The organism is Lactobacillus sp. UMNPBX4 (assembly GCF_002554115.1).
GTDB classification, from domain to species: Bacteria; Bacillota; Bacilli; order Lactobacillales; family Lactobacillaceae; genus Lactobacillus; species Lactobacillus gallinarum.
Genome location: NZ_PCZF01000006.1, coordinates 1 through 23,589, shown reverse-complemented (window position 1 = coordinate 23,589; position 23,589 = coordinate 1). Strand labels below are relative to the sequence as shown.

Annotated in this window: 20 protein-coding genes and 2 pseudogenes; 5 read left to right on the top strand and 17 right to left on the bottom strand. The window is 36.7% G+C overall.

Annotated features, from left to right (window positions below):
• Window positions 1–4: 4 nt before the first annotated feature.
• The 9 genes from CP355_RS02105 to CP355_RS02065 form a co-directional block, all read right to left on the bottom strand.
• Complete coding sequence (locus tag CP355_RS02105) at window positions 5–1,702, bottom strand: proline--tRNA ligase (RefSeq protein ID WP_098043782.1); 1,698 nt, start codon at window positions 1,700–1,702, stop codon at window positions 5–7.
• Window positions 1,703–1,742: 40 nt separating this feature from the next.
• The gene (gene rseP, locus CP355_RS02100) at window positions 1,743–2,999 is read right to left on the bottom strand and encodes an RIP metalloprotease RseP (protein WP_098043781.1); all 1,257 of its coding nucleotides are present in this window, start codon (window positions 2,997–2,999) and stop codon (window positions 1,743–1,745) included.
• A 10-nt stretch (window positions 3,000–3,009) separates the two neighbouring features.
• A complete protein-coding gene (locus CP355_RS02095) occupies window positions 3,010–3,825 on the bottom strand; it encodes a phosphatidate cytidylyltransferase (RefSeq protein ID WP_056945435.1) in 816 nt (271 codons plus the stop codon).
• A 2-nt stretch (window positions 3,826–3,827) separates the two neighbouring features.
• A complete protein-coding gene (locus tag CP355_RS02090) occupies window positions 3,828–4,562 on the bottom strand; it encodes an isoprenyl transferase (RefSeq protein ID WP_025005932.1) in 735 nt (244 codons plus the stop codon).
• A gap of 2 nt (window positions 4,563–4,564) precedes the next feature.
• Window positions 4,565–5,122 carry a ribosome recycling factor gene (frr, locus tag CP355_RS02085; RefSeq protein ID WP_025005931.1) on the bottom strand — a complete coding sequence of 186 codons (558 nt, stop codon included), beginning with the start codon at window positions 5,120–5,122 and terminating at the stop codon, window positions 4,565–4,567.
• Entirely contained in the window at window positions 5,122–5,847 is a 726-nt protein-coding gene (gene pyrH, locus CP355_RS02080) for a UMP kinase (protein WP_025005930.1), read from the bottom strand. The genes frr and pyrH overlap by 1 nt, the downstream gene beginning before the upstream one ends.
• Before the next feature lie 139 nt (window positions 5,848–5,986).
• Window positions 5,987–7,012 (bottom strand): translation elongation factor Ts, encoded by a 1,026-nt coding sequence (tsf, locus tag CP355_RS02075; RefSeq protein WP_098043780.1) that lies wholly within the window; start codon window positions 7,010–7,012, stop codon window positions 5,987–5,989.
• 33 nt (window positions 7,013–7,045) lie between these two features.
• Entirely contained in the window at window positions 7,046–7,819 is a 774-nt protein-coding gene (rpsB, locus tag CP355_RS02070) for a 30S ribosomal protein S2 (RefSeq protein ID WP_056945437.1), read from the bottom strand.
• Between the two features lie 162 nt (window positions 7,820–7,981).
• Window positions 7,982–9,013 (bottom strand): GIY-YIG nuclease family protein, encoded by a 1,032-nt coding sequence (locus tag CP355_RS02065; protein ID WP_098036244.1) that lies wholly within the window; start codon window positions 9,011–9,013, stop codon window positions 7,982–7,984.
• Between the two features lie 64 nt (window positions 9,014–9,077).
• On the opposite strand from CP355_RS02065, the gene CP355_RS02060 reads away from it, so the two are divergent.
• Both CP355_RS02060 and CP355_RS02055 read left to right on the top strand, forming a co-directional pair.
• On the top strand, window positions 9,078–9,692 hold the full coding sequence (locus tag CP355_RS02060) for a 1-acyl-sn-glycerol-3-phosphate acyltransferase (RefSeq protein ID WP_098043779.1): 615 nt from the start codon (window positions 9,078–9,080) through the stop codon (window positions 9,690–9,692).
• A 103-nt stretch (window positions 9,693–9,795) separates the two neighbouring features.
• The gene (locus CP355_RS02055; protein ID WP_098043778.1) at window positions 9,796–10,971 is read left to right on the top strand and encodes a cyclopropane-fatty-acyl-phospholipid synthase family protein; all 1,176 of its coding nucleotides are present in this window, start codon (window positions 9,796–9,798) and stop codon (window positions 10,969–10,971) included.
• A gap of 98 nt (window positions 10,972–11,069) precedes the next feature.
• Here the strand turns inward: CP355_RS02055 and CP355_RS02050 are convergent.
• A pseudogene (locus CP355_RS02050) lies at window positions 11,070–11,928 on the bottom strand (IS982 family transposase).
• 157 nt (window positions 11,929–12,085) lie between these two features.
• On the opposite strand from CP355_RS02050, the gene CP355_RS02045 reads away from it, so the two are divergent.
• Together CP355_RS02045 and CP355_RS02040 are read left to right on the top strand one after the other, a co-directional pair.
• Entirely contained in the window at window positions 12,086–12,928 is an 843-nt protein-coding gene (locus CP355_RS02045) for an SLAP domain-containing protein (protein ID WP_098043777.1), read from the top strand.
• Between the two features lie 545 nt (window positions 12,929–13,473).
• Window positions 13,474–15,234: an oligopeptide ABC transporter substrate-binding protein gene (locus CP355_RS02040; RefSeq protein WP_098043776.1), complete on the top strand. Its 1,761-nt coding sequence runs from the start codon at window positions 13,474–13,476 to the stop codon at window positions 15,232–15,234.
• 446 nt (window positions 15,235–15,680) lie between these two features.
• On the opposite strand, the gene CP355_RS02035 is transcribed toward CP355_RS02040, so the two are convergent.
• The 7 genes and pseudogenes from CP355_RS02035 to CP355_RS02005 all read right to left on the bottom strand — a co-directional run bounded on the left by CP355_RS02035 (window position 15,681) and on the right by CP355_RS02005 (window position 22,676).
• A complete protein-coding gene (locus tag CP355_RS02035; RefSeq protein ID WP_025006478.1) occupies window positions 15,681–16,148 on the bottom strand; it encodes a DNA starvation/stationary phase protection protein in 468 nt (155 codons plus the stop codon).
• Window positions 16,149–16,170: 22 nt separating this feature from the next.
• Window positions 16,171–16,419, bottom strand: a pseudogene (locus CP355_RS02030) (FAD-dependent oxidoreductase); the annotation flags it as partial.
• A gap of 35 nt (window positions 16,420–16,454) precedes the next feature.
• Complete coding sequence (locus CP355_RS02025; RefSeq protein ID WP_098043775.1) at window positions 16,455–18,398, bottom strand: M13 family metallopeptidase; 1,944 nt, start codon at window positions 18,396–18,398, stop codon at window positions 16,455–16,457.
• 91 nt (window positions 18,399–18,489) lie between these two features.
• Window positions 18,490–20,286 (bottom strand): ABC transporter ATP-binding protein, encoded by a 1,797-nt coding sequence (locus CP355_RS02020; RefSeq protein WP_199161199.1) that lies wholly within the window; start codon window positions 20,284–20,286, stop codon window positions 18,490–18,492.
• Entirely contained in the window at window positions 20,279–22,045 is a 1,767-nt protein-coding gene (locus CP355_RS02015) for an ABC transporter ATP-binding protein (protein WP_098043774.1), read from the bottom strand. The genes CP355_RS02020 and CP355_RS02015 overlap by 8 nt, the downstream gene beginning before the upstream one ends.
• An 83-nt stretch (window positions 22,046–22,128) precedes the next feature.
• The gene (locus CP355_RS02010) at window positions 22,129–22,347 is read right to left on the bottom strand and encodes a YneF family protein (RefSeq protein ID WP_013438154.1); all 219 of its coding nucleotides are present in this window, start codon (window positions 22,345–22,347) and stop codon (window positions 22,129–22,131) included.
• A 65-nt stretch (window positions 22,348–22,412) separates the two neighbouring features.
• Window positions 22,413–22,676 carry a DUF896 domain-containing protein gene (locus tag CP355_RS02005; RefSeq protein ID WP_081776580.1) on the bottom strand — a complete coding sequence of 88 codons (264 nt, stop codon included), beginning with the start codon at window positions 22,674–22,676 and terminating at the stop codon, window positions 22,413–22,415.
• A gap of 151 nt (window positions 22,677–22,827) precedes the next feature.
• Between CP355_RS02005 and lexA the strand changes: the two genes are divergently transcribed.
• Window positions 22,828–23,454 carry a transcriptional repressor LexA gene (lexA, locus tag CP355_RS02000; RefSeq protein WP_098043773.1) on the top strand — a complete coding sequence of 209 codons (627 nt, stop codon included), beginning with the start codon at window positions 22,828–22,830 and terminating at the stop codon, window positions 23,452–23,454.
• The last annotated feature ends 135 nt before the right edge of the window (window positions 23,455–23,589 follow it).

The window sequence follows — 23,589 nt, the reverse complement described above, 5'->3', positions numbered from 1 at the left end:
AAAATTATCCTAACTCTTGATTTACAAACTTATCTAATTCATCAATTGACATTTCGGTTGCCTTATCATCAGTAGGTCTCTTAACCTCAACGATACCATCAGCAGCCTTCTTACCAACCGTAATTCTAATAGGTGCACCGACTAAATCTGCATCTGCGAACTTAACACCAGCACGTTCCTTACGGTCATCGTATAAAACATCATACTTTTCACTGAACCTCTTTTCAAGTTTTTCAGCTAATTCGGTTTGATCTTCTTTATTCATTTTCATTTGAACAATGTGAATTGCAAATGGTGCAATTTCTTTTGGCCAAGCAACACCGTGTTCAGTCAAGTGTTGTTCTACAGCTGCTGAAAGCATTCTGGTAACACCAATACCATATGAACCCATGATAACAGGCTTAGCCTTACCATTTTGATCCAAGAAATCAGCACCCATAGTCTTAGTGTAATAAGTTCCAAGCTTGAAAATATGACCAACTTCGATTGATGTTGTGAACTTAAGTGGCAAATGATCAACAGGATCTGGTTCGCCTTCGTTTGCTGTTCTAATGTCAGCAAATTCATCAACCTTAAAATCACGACCCAAGTTAGCATTTTCAAATTGGTAATCAGTTTCACCAGCGCCAACGACTACGTTGTAAAGATTCTTAACAGTTTCGTCTGCAATAATCTTGTCAGCCCAATCAGCATTAACAGGACCAACGCCGCCCTTTTCACTACCAGTAATTTCTTTCAAATCAGCAGTGTCTGCTTCATGGACTTCATCAGCGTCAAGAACATGTCCAAGTTTTACTTCATTGATTTGCTTATCGCCACGAATTAAAACCAAAACTTTTTGATCATCCGCAATATAAAGAATACTCTTAACAATTCTAGTTGCTGGAACATTCAAGAACTTAGCTAATTTTTCGATTGTATCACAATCTGGAGTTGCTACTTTAGTAAGTTCCTTGGCATCTTCTGGTTCTTGTTTAAAGGTATCAATACTCTTAGCCATTTCAAGGTTAGCAGCATATGTTCCCTTTTCATTAGTAGCAATAGTATCTTCACCAATAGCAGCTGGTGCTTGGAATTCAGTTGAGTTTTTACCACCCATTGTACCTGAGTCAGCAATTACTGGGTGTACAGTAACACCGGCACGCTTAAAGATTCGCTTATATGCACTCTTTTGATCATCAAATTGCTCATCTAATTGATCACGAGTTGCGGCAAAACTATAACCATCAAGCATGACAAATTCACGACCACGGAGTAAACCGAAACGAGGACGATTTTCATCACGGAATTTAGTTTGAATTTGGTACAAAGCTAATGGCATTTGCTTATAACTCTTAAGGTTCTTAGCAATAATTTCAGTAAAAGTCTCTTCATGGGTAGGTCCAAGCAAACTTTCACGGCCATGGCGATCCTTCAATTTGAACATTTCAGCGCCGTACTTCTTGTAACGACCTGATTCTTGCCATAAAGTAGCTGGTAATAAATGAGGCATGATCATTTCAGGAACATTGATTTTTTCCATTTCATCTTCAATAATTCCTTCAGCCTTACGTAATACACGATAACCTAATGGAAGATAAGCATAAACACCAGCAGTAACCTGACGAATATATCCCCCTCTAATCATCAACTTGTGGCTTTCTGCCACAGCATCTGATGGAGCTTCCTTTAAAGTTGGCATAAAAAATTTTGATTGACGCATTACTTTCTCCTAAAGTAAAAACAAAACTAACTATTATTAATTATTTTATAAAATAGCGATAAATGTCATTGCCTGTAACTGCAATAATTAATACTAATAATAAACCAAAGCCAATTAATTCAACAATTGCCTCATGTTCTTCTGAAATTGGTTTACCACGAACTAATTCAATTAAGTTCAATAAAAGTTTACCACCATCTAAACCTGGAATTGGAATTAAATTAACAATTCCCAAATTAATTGAGATCATTGCTAAAAAGGCTAATACATATGTAAAGCCCATTTGTGAAACTTGCGAAGTTTGAGAGTAAATTCCTACAGGACCAGATAATTTATTAAGACTAAAATGTCTAAATAAGTTACCTACTGCATTAAAAATCAAACCGGTTGTAGAAACAGCCGTATCCCAACCTCTTTTTAATTTTACGCCAGCATTTTCATTACTTTTAGCAACAATACCTATTTGATAAATTTTTTGCTTCTGAATTCGATGAGCCTTTGGTTTAACTATTACAGTTTTAGTAGAGCCATCTTTACTTAATTCAAATTTAAGACTCTTACCTTTGCTTTGATTAACTTTTTCAGTTACCTGTTCAAAGCTATTAATCTTTTGACCATTAACCGCTACAATTCGATCACCTGGTTCAATTTTAGCAATCTGAGCAGGTGAACCATTCGTAGTAGATTGAATAGTAGTTGTGGCTGGACCTGGCACCGTAAATGTCCAGATTAAGAACACAACAAAACCTAATACAATATTCATAAAAGGACCAGCAAAATTAGTTGCTAACTTTTGCCAGACCTTTGCTTCATTAAATTGAGTATCACGAGGTGCAATGATTAATTCGGTACCATTTTTTTCAATGATAGTTGCATCATGATTAACATGGTAAGTTACCGGTTTATTTTCATCGCCATTCTCATAGCCTTCAATTACTAAATTATCTACTAAATCTGCCTTAGTAACTTGAACGGGAATACCCTCTATTGGCATGTCAGATTCAGAAGCATCTATTCTAACCACTTCATCCTGATCATTTAACTGCAAAATTACAGTCATGCCCGGATCTAATTTGCTTTCATCATCAGATCCTGCTAATCGAACATAACCACCAAGTGGTAGCCACCTGATAGTATAAGTAGTAGGATTTCTTCTAATCTGAAATAACTTAGGTCCCATACCAATTGAGAATTCTCGCACAAGTATACCTGACTTTTTGGCTACAATAAAATGTCCAAATTCATGGACAAAAACTAATAAGCCAAAAACGATTAAAAAGATTAGTATACCTTTCAATAAAATTCTCCTAGTGAACAATACCTAAGATAGCAGCTACTACGGGTAAAACAAATAACATACTATCAAATCGGTCTAAAATACCACCATGTCCTGGTAAAATTTTACCAGAGTCTTTAACACCGTAGAAACGCTTATATGCTGACTCAACTAGGTCACCCATTTGACCTACAATTGAAAGGAAGAATGCCAAAATTACCATAGTTAATTCGGAAACTCCAAAAACAATGTTAAAGTGACTCAAAATTGCTAGGTAAATTGCACTACAAATCAATGCACAAATAACGGCACCAATTGATCCTTCCCAAGTTTTATTAGGGCTAATTACTGGCCATAACTTATGTTTACCAATCTTACGACCGATCATGTAAGCACCAATATCAGTTGACCAAACAACTACGAACACGTAACCCAATAAAGCTAAACCATTTTGCGGGTAAGCTCTAATGGCTGCCATGTAGTGGAAGCCAATCCCTATATAAAGTGATGCCAAGATGTAAACACCAACATCATCGAAAGTAGTCTTATTTTTAGAAAGTACTGTCCAGGTTAAGAACAGCATAACAATTCCAAAGAATACTCCGAATTTGGTTATATTAGGTGGGAATGCCTTAAAAAATGCATCCGGCACTGTCCATGTCAAAGTTGCAAGCAATGCTAGCAAGAAATCAAATGAGACCAAAATCTGTTTTTTCATTAAAAAGATCTCACTAATGCCGACTGCAGCAAATAATACAGTCAACCAATCCATCCAAAGGCCACCTGCAAGCACAATTGGAATAAATAAAATCAAGGCAATAACTGCCGTAATTACACGTTGTTTCATATTTAACTATCCGATTCGTCTACCTTACCAAAGCGCCGATTACGGTGCTTAAAATCATTTACAAATTTTCTTAAATCATCTTCATCAAAATCTGGCCAATTTTTATCACTAAAAGCCAACTCTGAATAAGCTAATTGCCACAATAAGAAATTAGATATTCTTTGTTCTCCTGATGTCCTAATTAACAGGTCAGGATCTTGATACTTGCCAAAATTTTTGGTCATCAAGTGCTGGGAGATCATTTTCTCGGTAATGTCTTCACTTTTTAGTGCACCAGCTTCAATCATGCCACCTAATTCTTTCATTGCAGTCGTTATTTCTCTTCTAGAGCCATAATTAAAAGCGAAATTAAGAATTAAGCCAGTATTATGAGCAGTTTCTGACATTGCTCGTTGTACTATTTTATAAGTCTTTTCTGGCAATTCGTCTAAGTAACCCATAATGTTTACTTTAACGTTATTTTCCATCAAAGTCGGCATGTATTTGTCGAAAAAGCGCACGGGAAGATTCATTAAATAAGCTACTTCTTCTTTAGGTCTAGCCCAGTTTTCAGTAGAAAAAGCATATAAAGTTAGCACTTTAATTCCTAACTTATTAGCCGCTAGGGTAATTCGCTCAACATTATCCATGCCTTCACGATGTCCTACAAAACGAGGCTTGTGCCTTTTCTTAGCCCAGCGTCCATTACCATCCATGATAATGGCTAAATGATTTAATTCATTATCCGTCTTGCTCATGCTTAACCTTGAGTAATTTCCTTACGCTTTTCATCAGCAAGTTGATCAATCTTTTTAGTAGAATCATCAGTTACCTTTTGAACTTGCTTTTCTAAATTGCGTTGTTCATCTTCAGTAATATTGCCGTCTTTTTGTTCTTTCTTCAAAGCGTCCATAGCTTCGCGACGAACATTTCTAACGGCGATTTTAGCATCCTCAGCGTATTTTCCAACTTCTTTGGCGATTTCTTCTCTTCTTTCACCAGTAAGTTGAGGAATAACTAATCTAATAACCTTACCATCATTGGCTGGAGTTAAGCCTAAATTAGAGGCTAAAAGAGCATGTTCAATATCATCCAAACTATTTTGATCATATGGAGTAATAAGCAAAACACGTGGTTCTGGAATAGTAATACTTGACATTTGAGTCAATGGAGTAGGTGCACCATAATATTCAACTTGAACATTGTCAAGAAGAGCAGCATTGGCTACACCGGCACGAATTGAAGCTAATCTCTTTTGATAAACCTTAATAGATTTATCCATGTTATCTTGTGCTTTTTTAATAGTTTCGTTATTCATTATTTGTCACCTCTAATAACAGTACCAATATTTTCACCCATAACAACCTTCTTAATGTTGCCTGGAGTATTAACGTTAAATACAATTAATGGAATTTCAGTATCCATTGAAAGTGAACTTGCAGTTCTATCCATAACCTTCAAGTCTTTTGAAATCAAATCAAGTTGAGTTAATTCAGTAAACTTAGTAGCTGTTGGATCAGTCTTAGGATCAGCTGAGTAAACACCATCTACACCATTCTTGGCCATCAAAATTACATCAGCGCCAATTTCAGCAGCACGAAGAGCAGCAGTAGTATCAGTTGAGAAGTATGGGTTACCTGTACCACCACCAAAAATAACTACGCGCCCCTTTTCAAGATGACGGAGTGCTCTTCTTCTAATATAAGGTTCAGCAATTTGTCTCATTTCAATTGAAGTTTGCATTCTAGTAGGAACACCAACTTTTTCAAGACCATCTTGTAATGCTAATCCATTCATAATGGTAGCAAGCATACCCATGTAATCGGCTTGTGCACGTTCCATGCCTAACTTAGCACCGGTTTCACCGCGCCACATATTACCGCCACCACATACGATGCCGATTTCAACACCTAAATCATGAACAGATTTAATTTCTTTAGCTAAATGACCAATTACAGTTGGATTAATTCCATTTCCCTTATCACCTGCTAAAGCTTCACCTGATATTTTTAAAATGATACGTTTATATTTAACTTGACTCATAGTGACCTCCTCTAATAGCTTTAATCATTCTACCATATCTAACTCAACAATGTCTTGATAGTAAAAACAATCATAATAAAAAATAAAAAGGAGAAGCACTTAATGTACTCCTCCTTTCTATCATAATGTAATTTTTAAATTACTTCATTTGTTCGCGAACTTCAGCAGCAAAGTCTTCTTGCTTCTTTTCGATACCTTCACCAACTTCGAAACGTTGGAAAGCAACTAACTTAGCGCCTTTATCCTTCAAGAATTCGCCAACAGTCTTGCTATCATCCATGATGTAGTCTTGTGATAAGACTGCAAATTGCTTATCTACTTGAGTGTTATCATCGATAAAGCGTTGCATCTTACCAGGGATAATTCTGTCCCAGATCTTTTCTGGCTTGCCTTCTTCTTTAAGTTCAGCCTTAATGTCTTCCTTAGCCTTAGCTAAAACATCATCAGCTAATTGCTTTTCTGAACCATAAACAAGGTGTGGCAATGGCTTCTTGTGTACCAATGCACGACTTTCATTATCTTGATCAATCTTGTGGTTCATTACAGCTAATTGATCAGTAATAAATTGATCATCTAATTCGTCAGGTGAGATAACCTTTGGCTTCATAGCTGCAATGTGCATTGCCAAGTGCTTAGCAGTAGCTGCATCGGCACCTTCTAAAACGGTAATAACACCGATTTGGCCACCATTGTGTTGGTAAGCACCAAATTCTTGATCATCATTCTTCTTTTCCAAAGCGAAGCGACGTAAAACAATCTTTTCACCAATGGTAGCAGTTGCATTAACGAATGCTTGATCTAAAGTTGAACCATCGTCCATCTTTAATTCCTTAGCTGCTTCCATATCAGCAGGTTGACCTTCAGCAATGGTCTTAGTTGCGTCCTTTACTAAGTTAACAAACTTATCATTTGAAGAAACAAAGTCAGTTTCTGAGTTAACTTCGGTGATAGCTGCTACATTACCATTAACGTAAACACCAGTCAAGCCTTCAGCTGCAACACGGTCAGCCTTCTTAGCAGCCTTAGCCATACCCTTATCACGAAGATATTGGATAGCCTTGTCCATGTCACCTTCAACTTCTACCAATGCCTTCTTAGCGTCCATAACGCCAGCACCAGTACGTTCACGTAATTCTTTAACTAATTTTGCAGTAATTTGTGCCATTAATAGATCCTCCTACGGAACTAACAGTAAAAACTAGTCTTCTGGATTTTCTTCAGCGCTAACGATTTCTTCTGAACCATCAGCATTTTCCTTAAAGTCAACCTCAACAGATTCGTCATCTTGACCTTGCTTACCTTCAACGATAGCGTCAGCCATAGCACCAGCGATTAAGCGGATAGCACGAATAGCGTCATCGTTTGATGGGATAACTACGTCAATTGGATCTGGATCAGTGTTAGTGTCCACCATAGCTACAACTGGGATACCCAAAATGTTTGCTTCGTGAACAGCGATCTTTTCCTTCTTAGGGTCTACTACGAACAATACATCTGGGATTCTTGGCATATCTTCGATACCACCTAAGAATCTTTCAAGCTTGTCCATTTCCTTAGTTAAAAGTGCAACTTCCTTCTTTGGAAGAACATCAAAGGTACCGTCTTGTGACATTTCCTTTAATTGCTTTAATCTCTTAACACGGCTTTGGATAGTAGTCCAGTTAGTCAAAGTACCACCTAACCAACGTTGGTTTACGTAGTATTGACCTGCACGAGTTGCTTCTTCAGCAATTGAGTCTTGAGCTTGCTTCTTAGTACCTACAAATAAGAATACGCCACCGTCTTCGGCAACAGCCTTCATAAAGTTGTAAGCATCATCTAACATCTTGATAGTCTTTTGCAAGTCAATGATGTAGATACCATTTCTTTGAGTAAAAATGTAAGGAGCCATCTTTGGGTTCCATCTTCTAGTTTGGTGACCAAAGTGGACACCAGCTTCAAGCAATTGCTTCATTGTAACAACGTCTGCCATATTTATATTCCTCCTATGGTTTTATATCCTCTCAAGCGTTCATTTCATCATCAAACCACTACCTAGGGCACCACGATGATGATCGCTCTTGATGTGTTTTAAAAATTATATGCTAACACAGCATACTCGCCTATTTTACAAAAAATAATTTTATTTTTCAAGCTAAAAATTAATATTATGCTCTCTTAAAAAATTTTCTTTCCAAGCGCGTGAATGGTGCTTAAACCAATACTCTCTTTTTAAAGCTAATCTTTTATCGTCAAATTGCTCATGGTAAATCATACGAACTGGTCGCCTAGATTTGGTGTATTTAGCGCCTTTGCCAGAATTATGCATTTTCAGGCGATGATCTAAATCATTAGTAAAGCCACCATAAAAACTACCATCATTACAAAGCAAAACGTAAAAATAGTATTTACCTCGGGCGTCATGTTTAGCTTTATCTTCAGGGGTCTCTCGAACTATTCTTTGAATTAATGGCTTAAATTCATCATTTTTGTCATGAACTTCGATTGCATCCCTAAGTTCAGTTCCATCTGTCCCAGTGTGCTTTACGGCTTCAACGATAATTAAATTTGCATCATCTCCGCGGTGAGACACAAATGGTTGCACTAATTTTACACTCAAATCATGCTTCATGCAGTAGTAACAAATCTCGCCTAATCGCTCAGGTCGATGCACCATAAACATCTTCCCCTTCATTTTTAATAAGCCACTGGCAACTTCAATAATTTGCTCTAAATTAATTAACAATTCATGACGAGCAATTGCTTTTTTTCTATCTGGGTTTACCTCATGCCCTTCAGGGGCCTTAAAGTAAGGTGGGTTAACTGTTACTACATCGTAGCTATCCTTACGCAAAAATTTTGCGGCATTCAGTACATTATCCTTATACACTGCTATACGATTTTCCATTTGATTAAGTTCAATAGAACGCTTAGCTTGCGAATATATTTCGTCTTGAATCTCAATTGCATCATAGTGCGCACGATTGAAGTAAGCCATATAAATCGTTGCAGCACAATTTCCCGCACATAAATCTGCTACTTTATCGCGATCACGAATTTGATTCTTAGCCCAATAAGCCAAAAGCAATGTATCCATAGAAAAGCTAAAGGCAGTTTTATCTTGGATAATCCGCAAATCATCACTGTACATATAATCAATTCGTTCATTATCTTTAAGTTCTACCATAAAAATATTTGCCTTTCTTGTCTATCTATTTTTATAATATTACAACAATTGGAGGAACAAAAAGATGTTTTATAAAATAATTCGTCCGATTGCCCGCTTTATCGTATGGGTACTAAATGGACACTTACATATTCATCACAAGAATCGTTTACCTAAAGGTAACTATATCTTAGTAGCACCTCACCGTACCTGGTGGGAACCTATCTTGTTTGCCTTAGGTGCTAGTCCAATGGAATTTATGTTCATGGCTAAAATCGAACTATTCAAAAATCCGGTTTTACGTTTTATTTTAGATCATGCCCATGCCTTTCCTGTCGATCGAAAAAATCCAGGACCATCTGCATTAAAAATCCCAGTAAAAGGATTAAGAAAAGGGGAATTATCATTAATCATTTTTCCATCGGGCACAAGACACTCTGCTGAATTAAAAGGTGGCGTACTTTTAATTTCTAAAATGTCCAAAAAGCCAATGGTACCCGTCGTTTATCAAGGTCCATTAACTTTTAAAGGACTGCTTAAGCGCAAACCCCTAGAAGTTAACTTTGGTGATCCAATTACAATTGATCGTAAAACTAAATTAACTCATGAAAATGAACAAATTTTATTCAAGCAACTTGAAGATGCCTGGAATAGCTTGGATAAAGAATTAGACCCTAATTTCCATTATGTTGCCAAATAAAACAGCTATTAGCTGTTTTTTATTTTGCTCTCATCCCATTAGCAAATAAAAAGAAAGAAGTGTTAAAATACTTTTAGGTTTTAAATATTGGAGGAAAAAGCAATTGTTAGAAAAAACTTTTTATAAAACGATGCTTAGCAAGTCCTTCCCTTTTCCCGTTAAAGTAACCTACTGGGACGGTAAAAGCGAAGTCTACGGTAATGGTACTCCTGAAATCGAAATTGTCTTTAACGAAAAGATCCCTATGGGCGACATTACTAGAAATGCTTCACTCGCACTTGGTGAAGGATACATGGATAAGAAAATTGAAATCCACGGGGATATTCAAAAATTAATTTTTGGTGCTTACGAAAGTGCCGACAGTTTCATGCGTTCCTCAAAGTTCCGCAAATTTTTACCAAAGCAAAAGCACACTGAAAAGCAAAGTGAAGAAGACGTACAAAGCCACTACGATATCGGTAACGACTTCTACAAGTTATGGCTTGATCCTACTATGACTTACTCTTGTGCTTACTTTGAAGATAGTAATGAAAATGATCTTGAACAAGCTCAAATTGCTAAAGTTCACCACATTTTAAACAAATTAAACCCACAAAAAGGCAAAACTTTACTCGACATCGGTTGTGGCTGGGGTACATTGATGCTCACTGCTGCTAACGAATATGGTCTTAAGGTTACCGGTGTTACATTGAGTGAAGAACAATACAAATTAGTACAAAAGCGTATCTACGATGAAAACTTGCAAGATGTAGCTGAAGTTAGACTTGAAGACTACCGTGAACTTGGTGATCAAACCTGGGATTACGTAACTTCAGTTGGTATGTTTGAACACGTTGGTTCAGAGAACTTACCTAAATACTTCCAAGATGTTTACAAGTACTTAAACAAAGATGGTATTGCTTTGATCCACGGTATTACTCGTCAACAAGGTGGTGCTACTAACGCTTGGATCAACAAATACATCTTCCCAGGTGGTTACATTCCAGGTTTGCAAGAAATTGTCGGCGACATCGCTGACAGTGGCTTGCAAATCACTGATATGGAAGCTCTTCGTCGTCACTACCAAAGAACTCTTGAAATTTGGGACAAGAACTTCAATGCTGTTCGTGATCAAGTTGAAGATAAAATGGGCGAACGTTTCACTCGTATGTGGGACATGTACTTAAATGCTTGTGCTGCTTCATTTGAATCAGGCAATATCGATGTCATCCAATACTTGCTTACCAAGGGCCCTTCTGGCAAGAACTTACCAATGACTAGAAATTACATGCTTAAGTAATTAAAACAGAAAAGTAAGCGTCAAAAACTGAAGTATCTTAAAACCCCATCCAGTTCATGCTAAGATGGGGTTTTTTATATATTCAAATACACGTTGTGCTAGTTAAATCGTTCTAGACAATATGCCATATTATAAGCTAAAATGGCAGTTTCGAGTCTCTCTTGAAAACCTGCTAAACTTCTAGCTCGATTATTTTCAGCGTTGTAGTAAGACAAAAGCGAAAAATCACTCTCGATGGTCCTTCTGAGTGCCATTAAATAGTGCTTATTGTGCTTTTGAGCATTCTTCATGTTTTTACGATATGGTGTCCAAAGCGTATAGCCCATTTGCTCTAAGCGTTGATGCAGGTTTTTGCCCAAATATCCTTCATCGCCCAAAAGGTAACGATTGTCAGGATGAGCGTTAGTAATCAGTTCTACTGTTTCCTTAGCATCATGAACTGAGGCCTTGGTTACGATATAATCTAGCAAGTAGCCGTCGTCGCTAACAATAGCGTGAACCTTAAAACCATAATAATAGATTTTTTTGGTTGCCTTATAGCCAATATCGGCATAGCCGCGAAAGATCTTTGCTCGACGATTGCGAATTGGCTGACAGACTGGCACAGGAAAGCTACCAATAATCAAGATGTCGCCTGACAGATCTACTTCCTCATTAAAGCCATGTCGAATTAAATAGATTAATGGCAAAAGCATGCGTGCTCTGCGATTAAAGCGAGAGTGAGATAAATTAACAAGCTTTTCACAAAATCTTCTTTGAGATTCAACGCCCAATGAAGCCTGCCAAATAAGCAAGGCCAGAATAGAACTGTCAAATATTTTACATCGATTGATATTTCGTCTTTGCTTTAATGCATCTGGGGCATGAAGTTTGTACAAACAGCGACAAATTATATTTAAACGACTAAAACTAACTTGTGTTAGGATGAGAAAAACGCTTAAGCTTAGGGTAGTTCAATCTAGTCAGACTCTTTTCTATTAATATGTTTACAAGTCGAGTCTAACAAGATTGGACTTTTTTTGTTAACTAAAACAATTTAACTAGCACCACGCGTATAATAATAGCGTATAATAATAGCAAATAAAATATTGATATTTTCAAGGGAGGAATATCCATGAAACTCATTAAATCAATCAGCTTAGCTGCTGCCACATTATCTTTAACAGCACCAGCTATTGCACTTGTAAATCCATCAATCACCACTGCTCAAGCTGCTACTAAAAAGTCAACTGGCACAATTACTGTTGGCAATAACAATAGTAGTGTAATCGGTGTCTACAATGCTGCTGGCAAACAAAAGAATCAAAAGATTAAGAACGGCACTACTTTTAAATACTACGGCGCTCCTAAGTTAATCAACAATGAATATACTTATAAGATCGCTAAAGACAAGTACGTTCCGACTTCCGCAATTTCAACATTAAACGGCAAGAGCATCTTATATATTGCTAATAATTCATATGTTTACGACAAAAATGGTAAGCGCGTAACTAAGAACTCTAAGCGTGTCTTATTGCGTAGATCTCGAATTGTAAACTACACCGGCTTGATTAAAACAGCTGCTAGTGATGCATACCGCTTCTTAGTAAATGATGGCAAAAAGATGGCTTTATCAACTAAGACTATTAAGGGCCACCAATATTACAGCATCGGTAAAAACGCATATATCCGCGTATCTAATGTAAGTTACGTAAATAATGAACCATTATATGCTGCATACCAAACTGTAACTTTAGGTAAGCATAGCAATGAATCTAAAGTCCCTGTTTACGATGCCGAAGGTAAAACAGTTAGCCAAGAATTAACTGCTGGCAGCAAAGTTAGTGTTGACCGCACTAAGACTATTAAAAATGGCGACCAAACTTTGACTTTATACGGCATTAAGGGTCAAAAGTCATACATTGATATGAACGACATTGCAACTATGCCAAACTTGGCTGTTGCACCAGAAGAATAAAATTCAAATAATTAATTTAAATTTAAGGCTAGTTGAATTTGATGCGAACGCCAAATTTGGGACATATTTTAGATCACTCTATTTTAAAACCATATTTCGATATTTTATCGGAGTATGGTTTTTCTAATGTCTTGATACTATCATAATTGTAGTAATAAGATGTACGCTTGGTGCTAATTAAAGCTTGTCCATCAATACACCATTATATGTTAATATTGTCATTTCTAAGCGGTTTGAAATCCTACTAAAATGCATGTTCTATTTTCCGCATTATAATAAGCTAAAAGTGAAAAAATACTTTCATTTATCTTTCCTAATTTTCATCAACTTACGATCGTTATGTTCCCTAGCACTTTGCATATTCTGCTATATAGAGTTCAGGGATCTGACTTATCTCTATCATGTTTTAAGTATCCTAAGATCTAATCTTTTTAATTTTATTTATATTTTTTAACAAAAGTAAAAAAAACGATTTGCTTTTTTAATAATCATATAATAAAATTAAAATATAATTTAATAAAATTTCTTTGGAGGTACGCTTTATCATGACTAAAGCAAGAAAATATTTTGGTGCATTAGCACTTATTTCTGGAGCAGCTTTAAGTTTAGTTGCATGTGGTAATAACAAACATACAAACAGTAGTAATGCAAATAAAACTAATCATAAGTTTAGCGAAACTGTTCCCGTAAAAAGTATTAAAAAAGGGGGAACTTTAACCTATGCTCTTGAAACAGACAGTCCATTCACTGGTATTTTCTTACCAGAATTATCAGATACTACAATTGATGGTGAGGTACAAAGCCCAGGTCTAGAAACTTTATTTTCAACAGATGATCAATATAAGATCAATAATAAAGGAGCTGCTACTTTTAAACTAAATCGGAAAGCTAAGACTATCACAATCGAAGTGAAAAAAGGAGTTAAGTGGTCAGATGGTAAGCAAGTGAATGCTAAAGACGTTGAATTTGCTTATGAAATTATTGCAAATAAAGACTCTAAATCACAAAGATATACTGAATCTTTAGCTGATATTGTTGGCTTAGCTGAATATCATGAAGGCAAAAGCAAGAAAATTTCTGGAATTGAAATGCCTGATGGTGAAAATGGACGCAAAGTCGTACTCCATTTCAAGCAAATGAAGCCTGGTATGCTTCAATCAGGTAATGGATATTTCTGGGAATATGCTGAACCCTATCATTACTTAAAGGATGTACCTTTTTCAAAGCTTTTATCTAGTGACAAGGTCAGAAAATCCCCACTATTTTTTGGACCATTCCGTGTATCTAATATTGTTCGTGGTCAATCTGTTTCTTGGGAGCGTAATCCTTATTACTGGCGTGGTACACCAAACTTTGAAAAAGTAACTGCATCTGTTGTCAGCTCCAGTTCTGCTACCCAAGCCATTAAAAATCATAAATTTGATATTGCTGATGTGGTTAATACACAATGGGATCAAACTAAGAATGCAACTGATACTAACTTTATTGGTGAAGTTCCACTTAATTATAGCTACTTAGCTTTTAAAGTTGGTAAATGGGATAAGAAGCTAGGAAAGAATGTTGAAAATAAGAATGCCAAGATGAATAATCCAGCATTACGTAAAGCAATGGCCTATGCAATGAATATTGATGCTGTTGCTAAACGCTATTACCAAGGATTAGCATTCCGTGTTAATACTTTGATTCCAGAACAATTTGGTGACTTTTCCGATAGTTCAATTAAAGGTTACCCATATAACTTGAAGAAAGCCAACCAATTACTAGATAAAGCCGGATATAAAAAGAAAGGCGAATTCAGAGTTCAACCTAACGGAAAGAAGCTTACTATTAATTTAGCTGTTAGAAACAATGCTACTACCGCAGAGCCCGTATGGCGTAATTATATCCAACAATGGAAGAAAATCGGTTTGAACGTTAAGTTTGTTGGCGGTCGTCCAATGGAATTTAACAATTGGGTACAAGCAGTTCAATCTGATGATCCAAAAATTGATGTCTTTGAAGGTGGCTGGTCACTTTCAAGTGAACCATCCCCTAACGACCTTTACAATGAAGCTGCACCATACAACTTTGCTCGTTTCGTTTCACCTAAGCAAACTAAGCTTTTAGCTGATATTGACTCAGAAAAAGCTTTCAACCATAAGTATCGTGTTGACGCATTCAGAAAATGGCAAAAATGGATGTACAATGAGGCCTATGTTGTACCTACCACTAATTCATATTCACTAACCGCTGTTAATAAAAAAGTAACTGGATGGTCAGTTAAACCAAGCGCAACTAACTGGTTTAGTGCAGGGTTTGTAAAATAAACATTACCTAACTGTCTTGCCTAATAAATATCTTTTCTAAAATTTACTTTAATTAATCTAAAAAATGCTACTAAATCTGACTGATTTGGTAGCATTTTTCTTGTGTATCACTAATAGTGACGTTATTAATGAAGGAATTGACCATCAATTTTTTCGTGTGCGCGTATAGATGTCTAGTCGGGCCAAATGATGGATAAACCTGCAACACAGACAAAGACCTGAAGGAAAGCGTAAAACTAAAGCAGAAGCTATGAAACAATGACACACCCGCGAACAGAGTTCGCAAGTTTCAGAAATAATTAATGTCTCGTTCAGATAATTTAGACATAACAAAAGCCTCGAAATTACAGTCCAAATTTCAGGTGCTTACGTAAATTGTGATAGAGCTTTTTGCCATAAAAAATAGCGAACCACTACAGATTCGCTATTTTCTCTAAATTTACGACTTATGCATCAATATCTGGAGCTTGACCAAGTTCAGCCGTTAACATCCAAAGCCGCTTTTCAAGATCTGTATGGAAACCAGTCAAAATATCATTAGTAGAGTAATCTCCTTCTTTATCAGAAGCTTCAAGCGCTTCTTCATAGAGCTTATCTAAATAACGATAGCCTGAAATGATCTTTTCAAGTCTTTGTGTATTAGTGAAGTCCCAACTCCCCTTTTCACCAGGAATTTTATTTAATTGAACAACTTCCCTTAAAGTGGCAACAGGTGAACCATCGATGGTAATTAGTCTTTCTGCAAGACCATCAATCTGATCATCTAGTTCATCCATTAAGTCATCAAGATATGGGTGCAACTTCAAGAATTGACTGCCGCGCATATACCAATGGTGACGGCGAACAATCATATGCATATGCAATAAATTAATGACTAATTCATTTAACTTTTCTTTTGTTTCTGGATACTTCATATTGAGACCTACTTTCATTAAATTAAAATTTAGCCCAGCCTAAGGTATGTTGGGCCGCCAAGTTAAGTATACTCCATTGACGGTCAAAACTTGGTGAGAAGAAGAAATCTTGTTCTGCAAAATCTTCTAAAGTAAGTCTATGGCTAATAGCTAAACTAAGGACATTTCCTTGACCTGTTAAATCATAAGTAGACATTCCGACCCCACCTAAAATTTGGTGGTTAAGCTTATCAAAGGTCAATGCTACATAACCTAATGGGTTATCTTCATCTTATTCACTTAGGCCAATATAGATTCTTGTTATTTTTACCAGATTGTAATTCTATCTTCTGGATCAAGCCACATACCATCTGTCTTCTTAACGCCAAATGCATCATAGAATTCATTTTGGCATTGAACCGGAATATTTACTCTAGTTGGTTGTGGCGCATGAACATCGGTTTGAACTTCAGTCTTAATTGCCTCTGGACGTTGTTTCTCCATCCAGCTTCTAGCGTAGTTTTCAAACAAATCCTTCAAATCTGCACCATCATTTTTGCCTGCTTGAACGGCGCAAGCTAAACCAGCAAGGTCAGCAATATTTTCAGAAACAACTTGCTTACCATTAATCTTAGCTGGACCATATTGCAAACCATCGAAAATGTCGATCATTTGGCCCACACGCTTGTTAAATTCGGCAAAGTCTTGCTTGGTCCACCAGTTGTTCATATTACCATTTTCATCAAATTTGGCACCGTTGTTGTCAAAGGCGTGAGAAACTTCGTGACCAATAGTAGCACCAATACCACCGTAGTTGGCACCTCTTGATTGGTTAATATCATAGAATGGCTTTTGCAAAATACCAGCTGGGAAAGTTAAATCGTTTCTTTGTGGGTCGTAACAAGCGTTGTTCAAGTTACCTGGCATGAGCCATACTGAACGATCAACCGGCTTAGTCAATTTCTCTAGTTCATATTCGGTACGAACTTTATCCATAGCAGCTTCATTTTCATATAAGCTCTTTTCAGGATCTACTTGTAACAAATCAAAAATCTTTTCAATTTTTTCTGGATAACCAATCTTAAGAACCAAAGCATTTAATTTAACAATTGCTTTCTTCTTAGTTTCATCAGAAAGCCAAGTATTATGGTTGATTCTTTCTTCATAAACCTTAAGCATGTTGTGAATCATATCTTCAACGTCATGCTTAGCCTTTTCGCCAAAGTACTTCTTACCATAGAAAATACCAACTACTTCATCAAAGGCACTGTTGGCAATACGATAGGCTTGCTTAATTTGTGATGGCATTTCTGGTGCGCCAGTAATTGCTTGGTTAAATGGAAAGGCTGCTTCTCTAAACTTTTGTGACAAGTACTTAGCTACGCTATTAATGTATTTAACTAGCAGCCAGCCTTTGATTTCGTCAAAGTTTTCAGCATTGATTAATTCTTCTGCATGGTCAAGGAAGCGTGGTTCCATCACAATTACACGCTTTTGTTTTTCAGGTAAAAGTTCATCTAAGAATTTTGTCATATCGAATGACTTAAACTTAGCAATAAATTTGTCATATGAAACTGGGTTATAAATAGCAGCATCGTCGGCCCACTCTTCAGTAGACTTAACAACCTTGGCAACTTTTGCATCAAAAGCCAATGCATTATCAACGTATACTCTTGCTTCGGTCTTGCCAATACCGGCCATCATTAACAAATTAATGCTTTGATCTTGCAAAATGTCTAATAGCTTCTTAGCATCTTCTGTCTTATAAGTTGTTGTATCTGGCAAGAAGGTACTTGGACCACCAAAGTATAAGACATTAACGTCGGTATTCTTCATATCGGCATCGACGCCATAGACGAATGGCAAGATATATGGACCCATGTATAAGTCCTTAGCTTTTTTACCAAAGTCAGCAAAATCAGTTAATGATAATAACTTTTGCAAGTCATTTTGAATAGGGTTTGCTTCTTCTGCATCCCTCTTCTCAAAATTCTTAGCAATCTTATACAAAGCAATTGCCTTATCCAATTCCTTGATATCAGGCATCTTTTCCTTGCCTGCAGCAATATCGGCAAAGTCTTTCATCATTCTATTTTCAATCTTAATGTCAAGTTCTGAGTTGACACCAGTTGAAGTACGGTCAGCAGGGATTTCAGCTTTAGAAAGCCAATTTGAATTAACAGCCAAATATAAATTATCTTGTGGCTTAGCATTAACATCTGGTTCTGCAACATCGCCCGCACCACCGCGAACAGCGTAAAATCTTCTCATTTTTCCTCCTATGAATATTAATAATTATTTCATTCTTTTTAATCATTATAACAAAAAGACGTTTGCAATCATGGAAAACGTCTTTTATTAACTACTCTTTATTTTCATTATTCTGCAGAGTATACAAATTGTAGTAGTAACCCTTCTTAGCAAGAAGCTGTTCATGGTTACCACGTTCAATGATTCTCCCCTTGTCTAACACGATAATTTGATCCGCATCGGCAATTGTAGACAAACGGTGAGCAATCGCTAAAGTTGTTCTACCTTTACGTAAACGTTTAAGTCCCTGTTGGATCATAGTTTCAGTTTCGGTATCAACGTTAGCTGTAGCTTCGTCCAATACCAAAACTTTAGGGTCTGTAACCAATGTTCTAGCAAAAGAAATTAATTGACGCTGACCTTGACTTAATTCTTCGCCGCCTTCAATTACCTTTGCGTGATATTTACCTGGCATCTTTTCGATAAATTGATCTGCTTGAACTGCCTTAGCTGCGTCTTTAATTTGTTCATCGGTAATATTCTTATTATATAAACGAATATTAGAAGAAATATCACCATAAAACATGAATGGTTCCTGCAAAACAAGCCCCAGCTTTTTACGCAGTTCTTCTTTAGGGTATTTTTTGATATCTATATCATCAATTAAGATCTCGCCCTTACCAAATTCATAAAAGCGCATCATTACATTGATAATCGAGCTTTTACCAGAGCCAGTATGACCCACAATACCTAAAGTTTCACCTGAATTTACTACGAATGAAATATCATGCAAAATTTCATTTTTACCATCATATGAGAAACTAACGTGCTTGAATTCAATCTTGCCGCGACTGATAGTCAATCCTTCTTGAGCATTTTGCTTTGGCTCATATTGTTCATCATCTAAAATCGCAAAGATTCTCTTACCGGCTACGATACCATCTTGGAAGAAAGTCATCTGGTCCATCATAGTTGAAATTGGATTAAACAATTGTGATAAGTATTGTGAGAAAGCATATACCACACCAGCTGGCACAAATGTTGCCTGCAATGGAAAACCGAAATACATCAACGTTACAGCTAAAGCCAATGAATAAAGCAAACTAGTCAAAGGTGAAAGCAGCAATGAGTTAATACGGATCATGTTGAAACGCGTATTCATCAACCCACCATTTTCACCCTCAAATTGGTTGGTCATTCTCTTTTCTTGGTTAAACTGCTGAATAATCGAGACGCCCTCAATTGACTCATTCAAGTTAGCGTTAATTCTACTCAACCGTTCACGATAGTTACGATAAAGCCGCGAACTCTTTTGCGAATAGAGCCAAATAACAAAGAGCAAAATTGGCACAAACGCTAAAACAATCCAGCCCGCAATCACGTTCGTAGTAAACATTGCGACCAATGCTGTAACCACAGAAAAAGCACCAATTACTACAGTTGAAAGCACAGTCAAGAAGTTGCTAAGAGTCATCGTATCGTTAGTAACTCTTGAAACGATTGAACCGGCAGGAGTTTGGTCAAAATAGCGCATCCCTAACTTATGCAATTTTCGATAAAGCGCTCTTCTAATGCTTTCCAAGGTCTTTTCAGAACCCAAAGCAAAGAAATATTGGTAAGTAAACTGAATGACCGCTTTTAAAATGGAACCTACTGCATAAAGCAAACCCGCAAACAGAATAATTTGGACAGTTGCACTTTGTTTAAGCAAAAAGTTGTCTAAGAAATATTGCAATCCACGCGGAAGCAAAATATTGATAATGCTGACTAAGAAGGCACCAATCAAGGCAATGGTCATTTCAAACTTGAAGTGTTTAACAAAGCCCATCAAACGTTTAAAAATCGCTACCTGCTCTTTAAATGGGATTGCCTTAGACCACACTGATTCTTGCTTTTCTTCATTATTCATCTACATCTTCACCCACCTTTGCTTGCAATTCTTGTCTACGCCACATTTCCGCATACCAGCCATTTTCTTTGAGCAGATCTTGGTGATTGCCTCGTTCAATAATTTGACCGTCTTTTAAGACTAAGATCAAATCGGCATCCATGACCGATGTCAATCTATGTGCCGCAATCATCGTGGTCTTATCTTTTCTTTCATTTCTCAAAGAAGTTAGAATTTCGGTTTCAGTCTTTGCATCAACCGCTGATAAAGCATCATCCAAAATCAAAATTTGGCTATCTTTAAGCAAAGCACGGGCAATGGACATTCTTTGACGTTGACCACCAGAAAGTGAAAGTCCATTTTCACCGACTAAAGTCTCATAGCCCTGTGGCATTTGTAAAACATCATCGTGCAAATCACTCTTCTTAGCAGCTACCGCAATCTCATTTTTGCCTGCATCTGCCTCTGAGAAAGCAATATTTCTACCAATACTCGTTGAAAAGAGGAAGTTGTTCTGGGGAACATAAGATATTTGGCTAAGTAAAACTTTAAGCGGAATTTTCTTGATATTGATGCCATTTAAGGTGATTTCACCGTCATATTGGTCGAATTCTCTCAATAGCAGCTGAATGATTGTCGTTTTACCAGCACCTACACGACCTACTAAACCTAAAGTTTGACCAGGTTTTAAGGTGAAATCGATGTTCTTTAATACTGGAATATCCTTTTCATCAGGATAAGCAAACGACTTAATATCAAAATGCAAATCACCTTGTAAGTCTTGAGCCCTAATACTTTGATCAGCGTGGGCATCAGTAATTAACGGCTTTTCATAAAGTAGCTTTTCTACACGGTCGTAGCTCGCACTACCTCTTTCCAAAATATTGAACAAATAACCAATCGCAAACATCGGCCAAACCATGTTGGCAATATAGGCAATGAAGGAAACGAGCTGACCAATCGATAGCACTTTATTTGTAACTAAAAGTCCACCATAAATAATGGTAATTACATAGGTTGCACCGATAATTGCCGTACCCAATGGATCAAATAAGGAGTCCCATACAAACACTTTTTTATTGATATTAATTGTGTCATCGACCATTTTGTCAAAGGCCTGAGTATCTTCTTTTCCTTGACCAAAGGTCTTCAGCACCTTGATGCCTGAAACGGATTCTTGGGTCTTATTATTCAAACGTGAAAAAGCAGCCTGTGATTTATCAAAAGCATCATGCAAACGACCCCCAAGCTTCCAAGCACCTAGTGCCAAAAATGGCAGTGGCAATAAAGCAACGATAGTCAGACGCCAATCAACGAAAATGATCATGGCAATCATAGTTGATAATCCCATGACAAGAGAGTCAACTAAAGTTAAAACGCCATCACCGGCTACGTTTTGAATAGAAGTCACATCGTTAGTTGCATGGGCCATCAAGTCACCGGTTCGGTGGCGCTGATAAAATGTTCTGTCCATGATCATAAAGTGGTCGAACAGTTTAGAACGCATTTGTCGTTCTAGTTCTGCGGCCCCGCCCCAAATTTGCTTACGCCAAAAGTAGCGCAAAATATATAAAACGAAGGCGGCAGCCAAAACAGCTAGAACCAACATCCCATATTGCCCCCATGAGATGTGACCTTGATCCAGCTGATCTGCCATCAGTCCTAATACTCTTGGCGGAATTAAGTTGGCTAAAGAGGTTAAAGCAAGAAAAGTAATTCCGATAATATAACGTTTCCTTTCTTGTTTAAAAAACCAACCCAGTTTTTTAAATATGTTCATTTACTCACTCCATTCTTTAAAAAGAACACCAAAAAAGACGAAGGAATAATCCCTCGCCTTAACACCACAAAATAATCTAATAATTACTTTTGTTGATGCTTCATCATGTTCATTACTTGATGAACCTTCTTGTTAGAAGGCTTTTGTCCCATTTGAGACATCATAGCAACGATCATATCTTCACTAATAGGAGGATTTTCCTTAAAATACTTCTTCATGTATGCTCTTGCACCATAAAAACCTGCTGTTGCACCAACTAAAAGTGCAATAATAATCAAAAATATTGCTAAACCTAAATTCATATTATATCCTCCATCTAACTAACAATAATATCTTACATAATTTTTCACTTTTTTAAAAGGCTTAATTAATCTTTTCTAAGACCTTTTCTTCTTTGAGCACGTTTTGCTCTTTCTGAGGTTACTTCTTTACCGTTTTTATCGATAATTACCATATTTTCAACGTCTTGCTTAAATGCAGCTCTGAAGTTGGCAAGGAATTTTTTGTGAAGTTCTTTACGTTCTTGTTCCTCTTCGGGAGTTAAGCCTTCTTTTTCTTTCTTATGGTAAAGTTCATTAATTCGATCAGTTACCTTTTTTTCTTCTTCTTTACTCATTGCATCTTTATTCATTTTATATTCACCTCACATTAACAATCTTTAGTCTACCGTATTTTATACAATAAAAAAAGATGCTTTTTATAGAACATTTGTTTGAGATTATGCTATTTATTTGTTAAAATAATCATAAATATTATCTTTTTTACAATAACGGAGAAAAATTATGTCTAAGAAAAACAACGATACTAAACAACTAGAAATTTTACGCTATATTTATGATACTGTAGAACGCCGTGGTTTTCCACCAACAGTGCGAGAGATTTGTGCTGCGGTCAAACTTTCTTCTACATCTACTGTTCACGGTCATCTAGCCCGCTTAGAACGCAAAGGTCTTTTAATCAAGGATGCAACTAAGCCTCGTGCACTTGAAATTACCGATGAAGGTAAAAAGGAATTAGGCATTAAGCCAAAGAAAATCCCAGTTGTTGGTGTGGTCACTGCTGGTCAACCTATCTTAGCAGTTCAAGACATAGATGAATATTTTCCACTTCCACCTGATCTTGAAAACGATGCTGGTGAACTCTTCATGTTAAAAGTTCACGGTGAGAGTATGATTAATGCGGGAATTTTAAACGGTGACAGCGTCATTGTCAGAAAGCAAAATACCGCTAATAACGGCGAAATCGTCGTAGCCATGACTGATGAAAATGAAGCTACAGTTAAACGTTTTTATAAAGAGGACGATCACTACCGTTTACAACCAGAAAACGATACAATGGCACCAATTATCTTATCCAAAGTAAGTATTTTAGGTAAAGTAGTTGGCCTTTACAGAAATAATATCGATTAATATTTAAACCTAAGCAAAAAGCTTGGGTTTATTTTTTCGTCAAAATTTCAGTTAATTTATTTTCGTAAATTGCAATAATAAAGGTTCAGTATAAAAACTTGTGTAAACGGCTGTGAGATTTAGGATGCCTTTCGG